Consider the following 16,653-nt stretch of genomic DNA (forward strand, 5'->3'; position numbering starts at 1 on the left):
GGCCCGCGGGCGAGCGGTACCGTGAAACGCGAGGAGGACCGATGACGCGACGATTACCGGTCGACCCGATCGCCGAGGCCAAGCGCCAGTGGCTCGCACACGGGTGGGACGACGCCGCCGACGGCATGACGGTCGTGACCTCGGTGATCCGCGCGCACCAGTTGCTCCTGGCATCCATCGATCGTGCGCTCAAGCCCTTCGACCTGTCGTTCTCGCGGTTCGAGATGCTGCGGTTGCTCGCCTTCACGCGAGAGGGCCGGATGCCGATGGCCAGCGCGATCGCGCGCCTCCAGGTGCACCCGACGAGCGTCACGAACACGGTCGAGCGCCTCGCTCGAGACGGGCTCGTGACGCGTGAACCGCACCCGACCGACGGGCGTGCGGCCCTGCTCGCGCTCACCGAGGACGGGCGTCGACGGGTCGACGACGCCACGACAGCCTTGAACGAGGTGTTCGCCGATCTGGGCCTCGACGACGATGACGCGACGGCACTGGTGCGGATCATCGCGCGCTTCCGCAAGGGCGCCGGCGACTTCGCCGACCCCGCGCCGGTGCCCGATCCGCTCTGAGCGCTCATCGGTGCGTGAACGACGGCGACCGCTTCTCGCGGAAGGCCGCCATCCCCTCCTTCTGATCGGCGGTGTCGAACAGCGCCGCGAACGCCTGCCGCTCGAAGCGCACGCCCTCGGCCAGCGTCGATTCCAGGGCCACGTCGAGAGCGGCCTTGGCCGCGTACAAGGCCGGGAGCGGCTTCTCTGCGATCGTGCGGGCGACCGCCTCGGCTTCGTCGAGCAGGTCGGCCGACGCCACCACACGGGAGACGAGTCCAGCGCGCTCGGCCTCGGCGGCGTCGATCATGCGTCCGGTGAGCACGAGCTCGGCGGCCTTGTAGTACCCGAGCGCGCGGACGAGCCGCTGGGTGCCGCCCATGCCCGGGATCACGCCGAGCTGCACCTCGGGCTGGCCGAACTTCGCGCGATCGGATGCCAGGATCACATCGCACATGAGAGCGAGCTCGCACCCGCCGCCCAGGGCGTACCCCGAGACCGCGGCGATCACGGGCGTGCGGACGGCGGCGAAGCGCGCCCAGGCGCCGAAGTGGTCGGTGAGCATCATGTCGAGACCCGACTTCTGCTCCATCTCTTTGATGTCGGCCCCGGCCGCGAAGGCCTTCTCGCTGCCGGTCACCACGATCGCGCCGACGCCTTCGTCGGCGTCGAACGCCTCGGCAGCCGCGACGACCTCGGTCATGGTCCGTGTGTTGAGCGCGTTCAGCGCCTCGGGGCGATCGAGGGTGATCCACCCGACTCGTGCGCGCTGCTCGACGCGGATCGTCTCGTACCCTGCATCGTGATCCGTCATGTCACTCCCGTCTCATCGGCGCGGCGAAGCCCGCACCGGCATGCTCGCACGACCCGCCGACATCCGCCCGGGCCTTTCCTCCGCGCGCGTCACGCGGCCAGGACGCTGCGACCCACGATGAGCCGCATGATCTCGTTCGTCCCCTCGAGGATCTGGTGCACACGCAGATCGCGAACGACCTTCTCGATGCCGTAGTCCTGCAGGTAGCCGTATCCGCCGTGCAATTGCAGCGACTCGTTGGCGACGCGGAAGCCGACGTCGGTCGCGAACCTCTTCGCCATGGCGCACCGGGTCGCGGCGTCCGGAGTCTTCGCATCCAGGGCGGACGCCGCATCGCGCACGAGCAGTCGTGCGGCTTCGAGCTCGGTCGCCATGTCGGCCACCGCGAACACGACCGACTGCTTCTCGGCGAGGGCCTCGCCGAAGGTGAAACGCTCGTGCACGTAGGCGATCGCGCGATCGAGCGCCCAGCGCGCCCCGCCGATCGAGCACGTGGCGATGTTCAGGCGACCGCCGTTGAGGGCGTTCATCGCGATCGAGAAGCCGCGTCCCTCGCCGCCGAGGAGGTTCTCGGCGGGCACGCGCACCTCGTCGAGGATGACGGGACGGGTGGGCTGCGCGTTCCAGCCCATCTTCTTCTCGTTCGCTCCGAACGAGAGTCCTTCGGAGTCGGCGGGCACGAGGAAGGCGCTGATGCCGCGCGCTCCCGGCTCCCCCGTGCGAGCCATGACGACGTAGACCGACGCCTCGCCCGCGCCCGAGATGAACTGCTTGACCCCCGTCAGCACGTAGGTGTCGCCGTGCCGGATCGCCGAGGTGGTGATGGCCGCGGCGTCGGACCCGGCGCCGGGCTCGGTGAGGCAGTAGGCGCCGAGATCTTCCATGGCCACCAGCGACGGCAGCCACCGCTCGCGCTGCTCGGCGGTGCCGTAGGTGTCGATCATCCACGCGACCATGTTGTGGATCGTGATGTAGGCCGTGACCGTCGGGTCGCCGTAGGCGAGCTCCTCGAAGATCGCCACCGCGTCGACGCGCGACAACCCGGCGCCGCCCACGTCGTCGTTGACGTAGACGCCGCCGAGACCCAGCTCCCCCGCGCGGCGCAGCACGTCGCGGGGGAAGTGCTTCTCGGCATCCCATTCGAGGGTGCGCGGGGCGAACTCGGTCGCCGCGAAGTCGCGCACCGCGTCGAGGATGGCATCGCGCTCGTCGGAACTCAGGGTGCCGGTCGACGGGGCGTCGAGCGCGGGAGCAGGGGTGGTGTCCATGCGGCTCTCCTTCGGAAAGCGACGGCGTCGTCGCTCCCCTCAGATTACCTGGACGTCCTATTAATTGATAGAGGTACCGACTACGAGGCGGAGACCCCGAACAACGCGCCGACCGCGTAGGTCGCGGCGAGCGCGAGCGCACCGCCAACCACCGTGCGCAGCACCGCCCGCCCGCGCCGCGCTCCTCCGAGGACCGCGGCGACGTAGCCGGTGATGGCGAGCGCCATGAGGACGGCGACGAAGGTGAGAGGTACGCGGATCTCGACCGGCGCCAGCAGGATCGTCGCGAGCGGCAGCAGCGCGCCGATGGTGAAGGCGACCGCCGAGGCGAAGGCCGCGGCCCACGGGCTCACGACATCCTCTGCGTCGATGTTGAGCTCGACCGAGAGGTGGGCCTTGAGGGCGTCGGATGCCGTGAGCTCGTTCGCCACGCGCGTCGCCGTGTCACGCGAGAGCCCCTGGGCCTCGTACATGCCCACGAGCTCGGCGAGTTCGGCCTCGGGGTCATCGGCGAGCTCACGCCTCTCTTTCTGGATGAGGGCGTGCTCGCTGTCGCGCTGGCTCGAGACCGAGACGTACTCGCCGAGCGCCATCGAGATGGCCCCACCGACGAGGGCGGCGAGGCCCGCGATCAGCACCGGACCGGTGTCGCTCATGGCCCCCGCGACACCGACCACGACCGCGGCCGTCGAGACGATGCCGTCGTTGGCGCCGAGCACGCCGGCGCGCAACCAGTTCAGTCTCTGCGAGAGCCCCTGGCGATGGGGCTCATCGGAGTGGGGCCCCGGGGGCGTCGCCGCGGGCGCGTTCTCGGTCATGCGACGAGCGTACGACCGCGTCCGTCCCGACGGGCCGATGACGGTTCACGGCCGTCGCGTTCCCTCCCCGTTCACCGGGTCGTCACGAACTCCAGGCAAAATCCACAGGATCGCGCCGCCCGCGCGGGTCGCTCCCCCACCCGAATCCGAGGACACAGCCATGCCTTCGACCTTCCTTCGCCGCGCCGCCGCGTTCACCGCGACGACCGCGGCGGTGTGCGCTCTCGCCCTGTCGAGTACCACCGCGGCATCCGCCGCGATCGTTTCGCAGCCCGTCTCGAACAGCGTCTCCGACGCCGCGATCAGCGTGACCCCGGTCGGCTCGTACGACACCGGCGTCTACAAGGAATCCGCGGCCGAGATCGTCCAGGCCTACCGCGACCGCCTCTTCGTCGTCAACGCGCAGGCCGGCACCGTGACCGTGCTCGACAACAGCGACCCCAAGAAGCCGGTCAAACTGTTCGACATCTCGTCGAACGGTGTCGCCAACTCGGTCGCGGTGCGCGACGACGGCCTCGGCGTCATCGCCTTCGAAGCGAAGACGAAGACCGACCCCGGTCACCTCGTCTTCTTCGACGCCAACAAGACGGATGCCGCGAGCGCGAAGCTCGGCGAGGTCACCGTCGGTGCTCTACCCGACATGGTGACCTTCTCGAAGGACGGCTCCTACGCCGTCGTCGCCAATGAGGGCGAACCGGCGGCGGACTTCTCGGTCGACCCCGAGGGTTCGGTCAGCGTCATCGCGCTGTCGTCCGCCCTGTCCGCCCCCGCGCAGAGCGCCGTCAAGACGGCCGGCTTCCGCGCCTTCGAGCCCGGCGGGAGCAAGACGCTCGACTCCAAGGTGCGCGTGTTCGGCCCCGATGTCGCCGCCCCGGGCCAGGATGCCGCGACCCTGTCGACCAACCGCGTCTCGCGCAACCTCGAGCCCGAGTACATCACCACCGACGGCACGGTGGCCTACGTCACCCTGCAGGAGAACAACGCCGTCGCGACGGTGGATCTGACGAAGGCCGAGGTGACCGGCATCCTGCCCCTCGGGTACAAGGACTGGAGCGTCGTCGGACTCGACCCGAGCGACAAAGACGGCACGACGGCCGCCGAGAGCATCCGCCCCGTCGCCGGCCTCAAGGGCCTCTACATGCCCGACGGAATCGCCTCGTACTCGGCGAACACCAACGGCAAGGCCACGACCTACCTCGTCACCGCGAACGAAGGGGACGGGCGCAAGTGGGGCTCCTTCGACGACGAGGCGCGCATCAACGCCTTCGGCAAGAACGGCCTGGCGCCCATCTGCACCTCGAGCCCGCTCGCGGGCCAGACCGCCAATGACGCCGCCGGTCGCCTCAAGGTCGTCACGGACCTCGGCAAGACAGCGGACGGCTGCTACAGCGAGCTCTACGCCTACGGCGGGCGCTCCTTCTCGATCTGGGACACCAAGGGCGCTCTCGTCTTCGACTCGGGCGACCAGTTCGAGCAGAAGCTCAAGAACGTCGCCCCGCAGCTGTTCAACGTCTCGAACGACAACAACACCCTCGACGACCGCAGCGACGACAAGGGCCCCGAGCCCGAGAACGTCACCATCGGCGTCGTAGACGGCCGCACCTACGCCTTCATCGGCCTCGAGCGCGCGGGCGGCGTGATGGTCTACGACATCACCGACCCGACGAAGGCGAGCTACGTCACCTACGTCAACAACCGCAACGTCAACACCACGAAGGCGGACGACACGATCGACTTCGCCGCGTCCGGTGACCTCGGCCCCGAGGGCATCACCTTCGTGTCAGCCCTGCGCTCGCCCACCGGCGTGCCGCTGCTGGTCACGGGCAACGAGGTCTCGGGCACCACGACCGTGTTCGAGGTGCGTCCGACGAAGCCGAAGACCCCCGACCTGCAGATCCTCACGATCAACGACTTCCACGGGCGCCTGCTGCAGGAGACCGGTGGCGTCGCCGGGGCCGCGGTGCTCGCCGGCGCCGTCGAGAAGTACCGCCAGCAGAACCCGAACACCCTGTTCGTCTCGGCCGGCGACAACATCGGCGCGAGCGCCTTCGAGTCGTTCATCGACCAGGACACCCCGACCATCAAGGCCCTCAAAGCCGCGACGCTCGACGTCAGCGCGGTGGGCAACCACGAGTTCGACCGCGGCTTCGCCGATCTGACCGAGCGGGTCATTCCCACCTACGGCGGCAACACGGGAGCATCGAGCGACTTCGCTCTCGGCGCGAACGTCTACAAGAAGGGCACGAACACCCCCGCCCTCAAGCCCTACACGATCAAGCAGGTCGGCAGCACGAAGGTCGCCTTCGTCGGCACCGTCACTCCGCAGACGGCCGGCATGGTCGACCCCTCGAAGATCACCGACATCGAGTTCGGCGACGAGACCGAGGCCGTGAACCGCGAGGCGAAGAACGCCCGCGCGGCAGGTGCCGACATCGTCATCGTGCTGGTCCACGACGGCTCGGAGAGCACGGACTGCACCACGATCGCGACCGAATCCAGCGACTTCGGCGCCGTCGTGCGCGGTGCCTCCGCCGACGTCAACGCGATCGTCTCGGCGCACACGCACCAGAAGTATTCGTGCACCATCGGGGGTCGCTCGGTCATCCAGACCGGCTCGTACGGCACCAACCTCGGCACGCTCGACATCGACCTGGATGCAACCGGCAAGCTCGTCTCGATCGCGCCCGGCGTGCGCTCGCTCTACGACTCCACCGTGGGCCAGTACATCGCCTACCCCCAGGCCGCTGCGGCGAAGATCGTCGCGGATGCCAAGGCCACCGCCGACACGAAGGGCAAGGTCGAGGTCGGCACAATCACCGCCGACATCACGCGCGCGAAGAACAGCTCGGGTGGTGAGGATCGCGGTGCGTACTCCACGCTCGGCAACACCGTCGCGGACGTGTACCTCTGGGCCACGAGCGAGAACCCCTCGTTCAACGGGCAGGACGCGCAGATCGCGTTCATGAACCCCGGCGGTCTGCGGGCCGACCTGCTCTACGGCTCCGACAACGGCTCCGTGTCGTACCGCGAGGCGGCCAACGTGCAGCCCTTCGGCAACACGCTGGTGACGCTGTCGCTCACCGGCGCGCAGCTGAAGCAGGTGCTCGAGCAGCAATGGCAGCCGTCGGGTGCGGCTCGCCCGGTGCTCGCGCTCGGCGTCTCGAAGGGCTTCACCTTCCAGTACGACCCGAAGGCGGCCGAGGGCTCGCGGATCTCGTCGATCGCACTGAACGGAACGCCCATCGGCGCGACGACCTCGTACCGCGTCGTGACCAACTCGTTCCTCGCGGCGGGAGGCGACAACTTCGGCGTCTTCGCGCAGGGCACGAACAAGGCCGACTCGGGCCAGATCGACCTGCAGGCCACGGTCGACTTCTTCACCGCGAAGAAGACCATCGCGCCCTCACCTCTCGGCCGGGCGTACCTGGTCGGTTCGACGCCGGTCGACGAAGGCACGCCGAAGCCGACGCCCACCGCCAACCCCACGGGTCAGCCCACCGGCAGCCCCACGGCTTCGCCGTCGACCTCGGCGCGCATCACGGCGAGCGCGGCGCGCGTCGAGCAGGGCGGGTCGTTCACCGTCACCGTCTCGGGGCTGAACGCCGGCGAGCAGCTGACGGCCACGCTCAACAGCACGCCGATCGTGATCACCGGCATCCCGGCCGCCGATGCCTCCGGCACCGTGACCTTCCGCGTGAACGTGCCCGCGACTCTCGAACCCGGGGCGCACACGGTGGTCATCAAGCGCGCCGACGGCACCGTGCTCCCCGCTCTCGCGGTCGAGGTGGTCCGTAAGGGGGCCCTGGCGGCGACGGGCGCGCAAGCGCCGTGGGGCATCGCCCTCGCGGGCGGCTTCCTCGTGGTCGCGGGCGGTCTCGCCTTCGCCCTGCGTCGCCGCCGCACCGCCTGACGCGCGGATTCCGCAACGGCCCTCACCCCTCGGGGTGGGGGCCGTTGCGTGCAGGAATCGCCGGACTCCGCCGCGTCAGGACTCGCGCGAGAGACAGATCCCGGCGGCTCGCGACGAGCGCGGCGCCTCAGGCGCGGAGCACCTGGACGTGGACTCCGGATGCCGAGGACTCCACGCGCCAGACCTGCCCGCCGCCGCGGACGGCCGGGGCCGCCTGTGCCGAGATCACCAGGGCCGTGTGCTCGTCGATCGCCACGCCGTCGGAGACGAGCCCGGCATCGACCGCGGCGACCAGACGAGAAAGGGTCCCCCACTGGGCGGCGTGCACATCGACGGCGAAGTCCAGCAGTCCGAGGCCCGCGCGGACCTCGAGCTCGTCGAGTTCCTCGCCGGCGTTCTCCGACACGACCTCGACCCCGCCCAGACGGTATCCGCCGACCAGCGCCGGACCGGCGGCGATCACGGAGCCGGCGGAGAACCCGGCGTACGGCATCCCCTCGCGGACACGCTCGATCACGGCATCCCGGATCTGCGCGAAAGCATCCAGGTAGGCCGGGGTGAGGCCGCCGCCGACGAACAGCGCGTCGGCGGCGAGCGCCGAGGCATCGAAGACCTCGCCCTCGACGATCGTCTTGACGCGGATCTCGGCGGGCAGCGCCTGCGCTGCGTCCAACATGGCGCGGTGGAGGGCGATCCTGGTGTCGTCTTCGGCCTCGAGCACGAGCAGCAGCGCGATCACCGGAGCGCGCTCGCCGGCGCGCTCGCGCGCCTCGCGGACGAAGGGACGCAGCAGGTCGCCGCAGCGCGCCCGCCACCGAGAAGGAACACGCTCATACGCCCAGTATCGCGGGCCCGTCCACGTCGCGATTCCTAGACTCGACGCATGGACATCCGCCTCCGGCCGAGCGTGCCCGCCGACATCACCTGGCTCGTCGAGCTGCGCGCCGAGGTGTTGCGCGCCGACCTCGAGCGCCTCGGCCGCTTCGACGAGCATCGCGTCCGCGAGCGCCTGCGCACCGGGTTCCGTCCCGAACACACGCGCATCATCGTCGTCGACGGGGCGGATGCCGGTTCTCTCACCGTCCGCACCGACGGGGCGTCGCGCTGGATCGAGCATTTCTACCTGGCATCCGCTCTGCAGGGTCGGGGCGTGGGCGGCGAGGTCCTCTCTCGCGTGCTGGCGGAACCGTGGGACGGCCCGACGCGCCTGAACGTGCTGCAGGGCAGCCCCGCCCGCCGCCTCTACGAGCGCGCCGGATTCACCCTCGACTCCGAGGACGAGGTCGACGTCTTCCTGGTCCGTCGAGCACCGCGGGCGTGACCCTCCAGTAGGACATTCGACCCCGCCCGGCGCACACCTGATGGCCCCCGCCCGCGGCCCGCATCGCCCTGGGCGGGCCGTCCCGCGGACCCCACGGCCGACACGCCGCCCACCAGCCCGCCGACCCGGCATGTCGCCGACGAACTCCGCGGGACGGCCCGCCCGGTGAGGGCGAAACCCGACTCAGTACCGCCGCAGCAGCGCGGCCAGGGCCTGTCCGCCGCCGATGCACATCGTCACGACGGCGTACTCCAGGTCGCGACGGCGCAGATCGAGGGCCGCGCGCACCGTGAGGATCGCGCCCGTCGCACCGACCGGGTGGCCGAGGGCGATCGCGCCGCCGTAGGGGTTCACCTTCTCGGGGTCGAGGCCCGCGTCGCGGATCACCGCCACCGCTTGGGCGGCGAAGGCCTCGTTCAGCTCGATCACGTCGACGTCGGCCGGCGTGAGCCCGGTCTGCTCCCACAGCCGCTGCAGCGCGATGACGGGCGCGTAGCCCATGATCTCGGGGTCGACGCCGGCGGTGGTCACGGCCTCGAGCGTCGCGAGCCCCGACAGACCGCGCTCGCGCACGTCGTCCTCGCGCATCAGTACGGTCGCCGCGGCGCCGTCGTTGATGCCCGAGGAGTTGCCGGCCGTGACCGATCCGTCCTTCTCGAACGCCGGGCGCAGGTCCGCGAGGGCCTGCAGGGTCGTACCCGGACGCGGGTGCTCGTCGACCGAGACCTCGACGGGCGTGCGGCCGCCGGTGGTCACGGGCACGATCTCTTCTGCGAAGGCCGCGCGCGCGGCATCCGTCGCCGCTCTGCGCTGGCTCTCGACGGCGAAGGCGTCCTGCTGCGTCCGCGAGACGGAGTATCGGGATGCCACGACCTCGGCCGTCGTGCCCATGTGCCGGCCGCTGAAGGGGTCGGTGAGGATCGCGAGCGTGCCGTCGAGGAGCTGCCGATCGCCGAGCCGTGCGTTGCCGCGGGCACCGTACTCGAGGAAGGGCGTGCGCGACATGCTCTCGTCGCCACCGGCCACGGCGACGTCGATCCCGCCCCAGCGAAGCTCTTGGGCGGCCGACCAGATCGCCTGCAGACCCGAACCGCAGAGGCGATTCACCGTGAAAGCGGGCACGCGCGTGGGAAGGCCCGCGGCGAGCGCAACGCGACGGGCGTTGTAGGCATCGGGCCCGTTCTGGGCGATGCAGCCCATCACGACCTCGTCGACCGCGCCTTTCTCGACGCCGGCGCGACGCAGGGCCTCGGTGACGGCGACCGCGCCGAGCTCGTAGGCGTCCACGCCCGAGAGCGCTCCGCCGAACGAGCCGATGGGCGTGCGGGCGCCCGAGACCAGAACGATCTTCGGAGACGACATCAGCCGGCCGCTTCCTCGGGGCGCTCCTGGGCCTCGACGTCGGCGGCATCCGGGACGTAGCCCTCGACGTGGCGCTCGTCGGGACCGACGTATTCCGAGAGGGGGCGGATGAGGGCGTTCGACGCCTGCTGCTCGCGGATGTGCGCGGTCCAGCCGGTCACGCGCGCGGCGACGAAGAGGGGGGTGAAGGTGAGCGTGTCGAAGCCCATCAGGTCGTAGGCCGGGCCCGAGGGGTAGTCGAGGTTCGGGTAGATGCCCTTGCGCTCGACGAACTGCGACTCGAGCGCGTCGTAGAGGGCGGCGACGTCGGGACGACCGTAGTGCTCGACGAGCGTGTCGAGGGCGGCCTTCATCGTCGGCACGCGCGAGTCGCCGCGCTTGTAGACGCGGTGACCGAAGCCCATGATCTTGCGCTTGTCGGCGAGGGCGGTGTCGAGCCACGGCCCGACGTTCTCGGCCGAGCCGATCTCGGTGAACACGTGCAGCACGGCCTCGTTCGCCCCGCCGTGCAGGGGACCCTTGAGAGCGCCGATCGCGCCGACGACCGCGGAGTAGAGGTCGCTGAGGGTCGAGGCGATCACACGAGCGGTGAAGGTCGAGGCGTTGAAGGAGTGCTCGGCGTACAGGATCATCGAGCGGTTGAACGCATCGACGACGACCTCGTCGGCCTCCTCGCCGAAGGTCATCCAGAGGAAGTTCGCCGCATAGTCGAGGTCGTCGCGGGGCTCGACCAGCTCCTCTGCACGGCGGCGACGCTGACCGTACGCGACCACGGCGGGCAGCTGCGCCCACAGGCGGATCGAGCGCTCGAGGTTCTGTTCGGGCGTGCCCACGGCATCCATCACGTTCGAGATCCCCGCGGTCTCCCGCGCGCCGATCACGCTCACGGCCGTGCGTACCTCGTCCATCGGGTGGGCGCTCGTGGGCAGAAGGTCGATCGCGGCGCGGACGTCGTCGCTCAACGCGCGGTGCGCACGCTCGGTCCGGCGCAGGTCGGCGAGCTGCGCGGCATCCGGAAGCTCCCCGTTCCACAGCAGGTACGCGACCGCTTCGAACGGCTGGGTGGCGGCGAGCTCCTGCACGGGGTAACCGCGGTACAGCAGGCTGTTGGTCTCGGGGTTCACCTTGCTGACGGCGGTCTCGTCGACCGTGACCCCGGCGAGGCCCTTCTTGATGTCGGTCATCGTCTCTCCCTTGAGTCGTGCTCGTGTGCGGCCGCGTCAGCGTTCGACGGTGAAATCGAACACGTCGGCGTCGAAGCGGGTGTAGCCCTCGTAGTCGATGAGGTCGTACAGGTCGGCGCGGTGCTGCATCTCGCCCAGCTGGTCGCGAAGGTGACCCTCTGATGCCAGGGCGTCGAGGCCGCGGCCCGCCGCGCCCATCGCGAGTCGGAGCAGCGACACCGGCCAGATCACCAGGTTCACCCCGGCGTCTCGCAACTGCTGCGTCGAGAACAGCTCGCTCTTGCCGAACTCGGTCATGTTCGCCAGGATCGGCACGTCGAGCGCCGAGCGCATCGCCTCGAACTCTGCGAGGTCGCGCATCGCCTCGGGGAAGATCGCGTCGGCGCCCGCGTCGACCAGGGCTTTCGCGCGGTCGATGGCGGCATCCAGTCCCTCCACCGCCCGCACGTCGGTGCGCGCCATGATCAGGAAGTCGGGGTCGCGGCGGGCATCGACCGCGGCGCGGATGCGCTTGATCGCGGTGTCGGCGTCCACGACGCTCTTGCCGTCGAGGTGGCCGCAGCGCTTCGGGTTGAGCTGGTCCTCGATGTGGGTGCCCGCAAGCCCCGCGTCTTCGAGGGTCTGGATCGTGCGGGCGACGTTCATCGGCTCGCCGAACCCGGTGTCGGCGTCGATGATCGCCGGCAGCTCCGTCATGCGCGCGATCTGCTGACCGCGACCCGCGACCTCGGTGAGGGTCGTGAGGCCGATGTCGGGCAGACCCAGGTCGGCCGAGATCACCGCGCCCGAGATGTAGACGCCGTCGAAGCCCTTGCGCTCGATGAGTCGGGCCGACAGCGGGTTGAAGGCTCCCGGCATCCGGACGAGTTCACCGGATGCCAGCTTCTCGCGCAGCGCACGACGCTTCTGCTGAGCGGTGGTCTGGGCGTAGAGCATCAGTTCTCCTCCGCCGGGTGTGCACAACTCCTGAGGAATCGCGGCACAGCGACGCAGCACCCGCGGAATGACACGGAGCCGAAGCCCCCGACCGTGCAGACTTCAGGAGTTACGCACGGCCCGCGCATCAGAACAGCCCCTTCGGCGCGGGCGCCAGGGCCAGCACGCCGGGCTTCGCCACGATGGTGAGCTGCATCACCTCGGCCGGGGTCAGCTCGGGCAGGCGCTGCACGAGCTCGAGGAAGCGCTCGATCTCGTCGGGCAGCAGCACGGGCTCGGCGAGCAGCCGGAACTTGCGCACGTAGTCCTCGCGCGCGAACGGCCGGGCGCCGAGCGGGTGGGCATCGGCGACGGCGATCTCGTCTTCGACGACCGACCCGTCGGTCAGGGTGATCACGACGCGACCGCCGAAGGCCTTCTCGTTCGGGTCGTCGGAGTGGTAGCGGCGCGTCCACTCGGCATCCTCGGCCGTGGTGACCTTGTGCCACAGCGCGACGGTGTCTTCGCGGCCCGCGCGCTCGGGGGTGTAGGAGTCGACGTGGTGCCACGCGCCGTCCTGCAGGGCGACGGCGAAGATGTACGGGATCGAGTGGTCGAGCGTCTCGCGCGAGGCGGTGGGGTCGTACTTCTGCGGGTCGTTCGCTCCGGAGCCGATCACGTAGTGCGTGTGGTGGCTCGTGTGCAGGACGATGGATGCCACGTTGGCGGGCTCGCGCAGCTCGGGGCGCTCCGTGCCGAGGCGACGGGCCAGATCGATCCAGGCCTGCGCCTGGTACTCGGCCGAGTGCTCCTTCGTGTACGAGTCGAGGATGCCGCGCTTGCTCTCGCCCTCGCCGGGCAGGGGCACGTCGTAGGACGCGTCGGGGCCGTCGAGCATCCAGGCGATCACACCGTCCTCGCCCTCGTAGATCGGCGAGGGGCTGGTCTCGCCGCGCATCGCGCGGTCGACGGCTTCGATCGCCATCTTGCCGGCGAAGGCGGGCGCGTGCGCCTTCCACGTCGAGATCTCGCCCTTGCGGGACTGACGGGTGGCCGTGGTGGTGTGGAGCGCCTGGCCGATGGCCTGGTAGATCGTCTCCTGGTCGAGGTCGAGCAGGGTGCCGATGCCGGCGGCCGCGGCGGGGCCGAGGTGGGCGACGTGGTCGATCTTGTGCTTGTGCAGCGAGATGGCGCGCACGAGGTCGATCTGGATCTCGTAGGCCGTGGCGAGAGCGCGCACGAGGGCGATGCCGTCGCGACCGGTGTGCTGGGCGACGGCCAGCACGGGCGGGATGTTGTCGCCGGGGTGCGAGTAGTCCGCGGCGAGGAAGGTGTCGTGGTAGTCGAGCTCGCGCACGGCCACGCCGTTCGCCCACGCCGCCCACTCGGGACTCGTGCGCCGCTCGAGCAGGCAGCCGAAGACCGTGGCACCCGAGCCGCCGATCGAGACGGCGTGGTCGAGAGCCTGCTGACGCGCAGCGCTCACGGGCTGACGGGTGATCGAGGCGGCGGCGACGGCCGCGTTGTCGATGAGGCGGTTGACGATCATGTCCACCACGTCGTCGTCGACGGCCACCGGGTCGACCGCGACGCGGGCGAGCGCCCAGGCGAGCTGGCCCTCACGGGCGAGGTTCTCGTCGCTGCGGTGCACGCGCACGTGGTGGGTGATCGTCATGAGGGGTCCTCCGTGAGGGCTTCGAGGATGGTGGTGAGGGCGTTGTGCAGGTGCACATGGGCGGCGTGGGCGGCGAGTTCGGGGTCGCCGGCGCCGATCGCTCTCGCGATCAGTTCATGCTCCCCGGCCGAGGCCGAGAGGCGAAGGGGGTTGTCTCGCGCCATGCGCCGCACCCGCACGAGGTGGGTGCGCACGCTCCGGAGCGCGGCGGAGAGATAGGCGTTGTCGACGGCGTCGTCGATCGCGGCGTCGAAGCGGGCGATCAGGGCGTAGTACGCGTCGGCGTCGGTGGTGTCGACGGCGGCGAACTCGGTCGCGAGGCGTCGGAACTCCCCGCGATCGCCGCGCCGGGCGGCCAGTCGCGCCGCCTCGGTCTCGAGCGCCCGACGCAGGTCGAAGAGCGAGCGGATGTCGTCGGCGTCGATGCCGGCGACCACGGTCACGCGGGCCGAGGCCTGGGCGACGAGGCCGTCGGATGCCAACCGGCGCAGCGCCTCGCGAAGAGGCGTGCGGCTGACTCCGAGGCGGGTGGACTGCTCCACTTCGGCGAGGACGGTCCCCGGCGACAGCGTGCCGGTCTGGATCTCGTCGAGGAGGGTCGCGTAGGCACGATCACCCGCCCGCATGCTGCCCCCTCGCCGTCATTGCTCCAGTGTATGCAATCAGCGAGCGAAACGGAGATTTATTGCCTCCTGGATGCCGTCTGGGTATACACAGAGCGGCTCGATTCACCCCTCGCGGAGCGGCCCGTCACCTGCGACACTGGGCGCATGCTCGTCACGACCATGAACGATGTCCCCGGCCGCCAGATCGTCGAGGTGTACGGCGAGGTGACCGGCCTGACCGTGCGCGCCCGCAACATCGGCGTGCAGTTCGGCGCCGGACTCAAGTCGATCTTCGGCGGTGAGCTCCAGGGCCTCACCAAGCAGCTGCAGGACAGTCGCGACGAAGCAAAGCAGCGCCTGGTCGAGGCCGCCGAAGCCGTCGGGGCCGACGCCGTCATCGCCATGCGCTTCGACACGAGCGAGGTGGCGCAGAACTTCCAGGAGGTCGTCGCCTACGGCACGGCCGTGAAGCTGGGCTGACACCGCCGGGTGCCGGCTCAGCCCCACGACTCCAGGGTCAAGGAGACGGATGCCAGGGTCGCCAGCGCCGCGTCCCGATCGGCGCGCGCGAGGGTGAGGCCGGCCACCACGAGCGAGGCGCACACCGCGGCGAGGGCGTCCACGGCATCCGGGGTCAGATCCGGACGCCGGTCGGCGACCGCCGAGCGGATCGCGGCGCGCATCTCGGCGGCGTAGTCCGAGACGAGGGTGCGCACCTCGGCGTCGTCGCTCGCCAGCGGAGACGAACCCGCGTTCAGCAGCAGGCAGCCGAGCCGCGCGCGCGGGGCGTCGGCCTCGATGGCCGAACGCATCTCGTCGACGTAGGCCTCGAGCGCGCCGGGGTCTCCCCCGCCGAGGGGGCGGAGGCGCGTGCGCACGACGTCGTCGAGGTATGCCGAGAGGACGGCGTCGAAGAGTCCGCGTTTGCTGCCGAAGGCGTTGTAGAGGCTCGAGCGGGTGAGGCCCGTGGCCTCTTCGAGCTCGGCGATGCCCGTCTCGGCGTACCCGCGGCGCCAGAAGACGTCGCGCGCGGCGTCGACGACGGCGGAGCGCTCGAAGCTCGGCATCCTGCCCATGTTCTCTCCCTCGCCACTTGACGTTTTCTGGGTTGCATTCGCAGGCCCGAGGTCTATATTAGACCGGTCGTTACAAAATAACCACAGGAGGAATCCATGCGCGCAGTCATCCACCACCAGTTCGGCGAGCCGGCCGACGTCGTCGGCGTCGAAGAGGTCGAGAACCCGACCCCCGGCCCCGGCGAGGTGCGCCTGCGCGTGCTCCTGTCACCCATCCACAACCACGACCTGTGGACCATCCGCGGCACCTACGGCTTCAAGCCCGAGCTGCCCGCCCGCGCCGGCACCGAGGCCGTCGGCGTCGTCGAGGAGCTCGGCGAGGGTGTCGAGAACCTGACCGTCGGCCAGCGCGTCGCCACCGGCGGCACGTTCGGGGTGTGGGCCGAGCAGGTCGTCGCCAAGGCCGCGGGCCTCATCCCCGTCGCCGAGGGCCTGAGCGACGAGGTCGCCTCGCAGCTCGTCTCGATGCCCTTCAGCGCCATCAGCCTGCTGCACTCGCTCGACCTGAAGGCCGGCGACTGGATCGTGCAGAACACCGCCAACGGCGCCGTCGGCCGTATGGTCGCGCAGATCGCGAAGGCGCGCGGCGTCAACGTCGTCGGCCTCGTGCGCCGTCAGAGCGCCGTCGGGGAGCTCGCCGCCCAGGGCATCGACAACGTCGTGTCGACCGACGCCGACGACTGGCGCGACCAGGCCCTCGCCCTCGTGGGCGACGGACGGGTCGTCGCGGGTGTCGACTCCGTCGGTGGCCCCGCCGCCGGCCAGGTGCTCTCGCTGCTGAGCGAGAACGGCACCCTCGTGATCTTCGGTTCGATGGGCGCGGGCAAGCTGGAGCTCGGCGCCGGCGACCTCATCTTCCGCCAGGCCACCGTGAAGGGCTTCTGGGGCAGTGTCGTCAGCAAGACGATGGATGCCGAGACCCGCGGCGCCCTCTTCGGCGAGCTGTCGCGCTACCTCGCCGACGGCACCCTGACCCTGCCCGTCGCCGCCACCTTCGGTCTCGACGACATCGTCGAAGCCGTCACCGCGAGCGACGCGCCCCGCGTCGGCAAGATCCTCATCCGCCCGTAATTGCGTCGCGCCGCGGGGCTCGCGTCCCGCGGCGCGCGGGCCCGAGCCCCTCTTGAGTGTCCAGAACACCCGGACGATTTTTCAAA

General features: G+C 70.4%; 15 protein-coding genes. 5 read left to right on the plus strand and 10 right to left on the minus strand.

What is annotated here, in order from left to right; all coding sequences use genetic code 11:
• Positions 1-41: 41 nt before the first annotated feature.
• The gene (locus QE416_RS03490) at positions 42-569 is read left to right on the plus strand and encodes a MarR family winged helix-turn-helix transcriptional regulator (RefSeq protein WP_307313523.1); all 528 of its coding nucleotides are present in this window, start codon (positions 42-44) and stop codon (positions 567-569) included.
• 4 nt (positions 570-573) lie between these two features.
• Here QE416_RS03490 and QE416_RS03495 read toward each other — a convergent pair whose 3' ends face one another.
• The 3 genes from QE416_RS03495 to QE416_RS03505 all read right to left on the minus strand — a co-directional run bounded on the left by QE416_RS03495 (position 574) and on the right by QE416_RS03505 (position 3,448).
• Entirely contained in the window at positions 574-1,362 is a 789-nt protein-coding gene (locus QE416_RS03495) for an enoyl-CoA hydratase-related protein (RefSeq protein WP_307313525.1), read from the minus strand.
• A gap of 89 nt (positions 1,363-1,451) precedes the next feature.
• Complete coding sequence (locus QE416_RS03500; protein ID WP_103208230.1) at positions 1,452-2,630, minus strand: acyl-CoA dehydrogenase family protein; 1,179 nt, start codon at positions 2,628-2,630, stop codon at positions 1,452-1,454.
• Between the two features lie 80 nt (positions 2,631-2,710).
• Positions 2,711-3,448, minus strand: a complete 738-nt coding sequence (locus tag QE416_RS03505; RefSeq protein WP_267788404.1) for a VIT family protein — start codon at positions 3,446-3,448, stop codon at positions 2,711-2,713.
• Positions 3,449-3,608: 160 nt separating this feature from the next.
• Here QE416_RS03505 and QE416_RS03510 point away from each other — a divergent pair, with 160 nt between their 5' ends.
• Positions 3,609-7,358, plus strand: a complete 3,750-nt coding sequence (locus QE416_RS03510) for a choice-of-anchor I family protein (protein WP_307313530.1) — start codon at positions 3,609-3,611, stop codon at positions 7,356-7,358.
• A 127-nt stretch (positions 7,359-7,485) separates the two neighbouring features.
• On the opposite strand, the gene QE416_RS03515 is transcribed toward QE416_RS03510, so the two are convergent.
• Positions 7,486-8,097 carry a Type 1 glutamine amidotransferase-like domain-containing protein gene (locus tag QE416_RS03515; protein ID WP_307313532.1) on the minus strand — a complete coding sequence of 204 codons (612 nt, stop codon included), beginning with the start codon at positions 8,095-8,097 and terminating at the stop codon, positions 7,486-7,488.
• Positions 8,098-8,241: 144 nt separating this feature from the next.
• Here QE416_RS03515 and QE416_RS03520 point away from each other — a divergent pair, with 144 nt between their 5' ends.
• Positions 8,242-8,679: a GNAT family N-acetyltransferase gene (locus tag QE416_RS03520; RefSeq protein WP_267788408.1), complete on the plus strand. Its 438-nt coding sequence runs from the start codon at positions 8,242-8,244 to the stop codon at positions 8,677-8,679.
• A 183-nt stretch (positions 8,680-8,862) separates the two neighbouring features.
• On the opposite strand, the gene QE416_RS03525 is transcribed toward QE416_RS03520, so the two are convergent.
• The 5 genes from QE416_RS03525 to QE416_RS03545 form a co-directional block, all read right to left on the minus strand.
• Positions 8,863-10,041 (minus strand): thiolase family protein, encoded by a 1,179-nt coding sequence (locus QE416_RS03525; RefSeq protein WP_307313535.1) that lies wholly within the window; start codon positions 10,039-10,041, stop codon positions 8,863-8,865.
• Positions 10,041-11,225: a bifunctional 2-methylcitrate synthase/citrate synthase gene (locus tag QE416_RS03530; protein WP_307313537.1), complete on the minus strand. Its 1,185-nt coding sequence runs from the start codon at positions 11,223-11,225 to the stop codon at positions 10,041-10,043. The genes QE416_RS03525 and QE416_RS03530 overlap by 1 nt, the downstream gene beginning before the upstream one ends.
• 36 nt (positions 11,226-11,261) lie before the next feature.
• Positions 11,262-12,161, minus strand: coding sequence for a methylisocitrate lyase (gene prpB / locus QE416_RS03535; protein WP_307313539.1), 900 nt, complete (start codon positions 12,159-12,161; stop codon positions 11,262-11,264).
• A gap of 127 nt (positions 12,162-12,288) precedes the next feature.
• Positions 12,289-13,815, minus strand: a complete 1,527-nt coding sequence (locus QE416_RS03540; protein ID WP_307313541.1) for an MmgE/PrpD family protein — start codon at positions 13,813-13,815, stop codon at positions 12,289-12,291.
• A complete protein-coding gene (locus QE416_RS03545; RefSeq protein WP_307313542.1) occupies positions 13,812-14,441 on the minus strand; it encodes a GntR family transcriptional regulator in 630 nt (209 codons plus the stop codon). The genes QE416_RS03540 and QE416_RS03545 overlap by 4 nt, the downstream gene beginning before the upstream one ends.
• A gap of 144 nt (positions 14,442-14,585) precedes the next feature.
• Between QE416_RS03545 and QE416_RS03550 the strand changes: the two genes are divergently transcribed.
• On the plus strand, positions 14,586-14,900 hold the full coding sequence (locus tag QE416_RS03550) for a YbjQ family protein (RefSeq protein ID WP_210076028.1): 315 nt from the start codon (positions 14,586-14,588) through the stop codon (positions 14,898-14,900).
• Positions 14,901-14,917: 17 nt separating this feature from the next.
• On the opposite strand, the gene QE416_RS03555 is transcribed toward QE416_RS03550, so the two are convergent.
• Positions 14,918-15,487, minus strand: coding sequence for a TetR/AcrR family transcriptional regulator (locus QE416_RS03555; protein ID WP_307313544.1), 570 nt, complete (start codon positions 15,485-15,487; stop codon positions 14,918-14,920).
• A gap of 105 nt (positions 15,488-15,592) precedes the next feature.
• Here QE416_RS03555 and QE416_RS03560 point away from each other — a divergent pair, with 105 nt between their 5' ends.
• On the plus strand, positions 15,593-16,567 hold the full coding sequence (locus QE416_RS03560; RefSeq protein WP_307313545.1) for a zinc-binding dehydrogenase: 975 nt from the start codon (positions 15,593-15,595) through the stop codon (positions 16,565-16,567).
• Positions 16,568-16,653: the final 86 nt, after the last annotated feature.

This window comes from Microbacterium sp. SORGH_AS_0421 (genome assembly GCF_030818635.1).
In the GTDB taxonomy this organism is placed as follows: domain Bacteria; phylum Actinomycetota; class Actinomycetes; order Actinomycetales; family Microbacteriaceae; genus Microbacterium.

Coding starts and splice junctions, on each gene's coding strand:
- QE416_RS03490 (WP_307313523.1), top strand. CDS start 42: ATGACGCGACGATTACCGGTCGACCCGATCGCCGAGGCCAAGCGCCAG.
- QE416_RS03495 (WP_307313525.1), bottom strand. CDS start 1,362: ATGACGGATCACGATGCAGGGTACGAGACGATCCGCGTCGAGCAGCGC.
- QE416_RS03500 (WP_103208230.1), bottom strand. CDS start 2,630: ATGGACACCACCCCTGCTCCCGCGCTCGACGCCCCGTCGACCGGCACC.
- QE416_RS03505 (WP_267788404.1), bottom strand. CDS start 3,448: ATGACCGAGAACGCGCCCGCGGCGACGCCCCCGGGGCCCCACTCCGAT.
- QE416_RS03510 (WP_307313530.1), top strand. CDS start 3,609: ATGCCTTCGACCTTCCTTCGCCGCGCCGCCGCGTTCACCGCGACGACC.
- QE416_RS03520 (WP_267788408.1), top strand. CDS start 8,242: ATGGACATCCGCCTCCGGCCGAGCGTGCCCGCCGACATCACCTGGCTC.
- QE416_RS03525 (WP_307313535.1), bottom strand. CDS start 10,041: ATGTCGTCTCCGAAGATCGTTCTGGTCTCGGGCGCCCGCACGCCCATC.
- QE416_RS03530 (WP_307313537.1), bottom strand. CDS start 11,225: ATGACCGACATCAAGAAGGGCCTCGCCGGGGTCACGGTCGACGAGACC.
- prpB (WP_307313539.1), bottom strand. CDS start 12,161: ATGCTCTACGCCCAGACCACCGCTCAGCAGAAGCGTCGTGCGCTGCGC.
- QE416_RS03540 (WP_307313541.1), bottom strand. CDS start 13,815: ATGACGATCACCCACCACGTGCGCGTGCACCGCAGCGACGAGAACCTC.
- QE416_RS03545 (WP_307313542.1), bottom strand. CDS start 14,441: ATGCGGGCGGGTGATCGTGCCTACGCGACCCTCCTCGACGAGATCCAG.
- QE416_RS03550 (WP_210076028.1), top strand. CDS start 14,586: ATGCTCGTCACGACCATGAACGATGTCCCCGGCCGCCAGATCGTCGAG.
- QE416_RS03555 (WP_307313544.1), bottom strand. CDS start 15,487: ATGCCGAGCTTCGAGCGCTCCGCCGTCGTCGACGCCGCGCGCGACGTC.
- QE416_RS03560 (WP_307313545.1), top strand. CDS start 15,593: ATGCGCGCAGTCATCCACCACCAGTTCGGCGAGCCGGCCGACGTCGTC.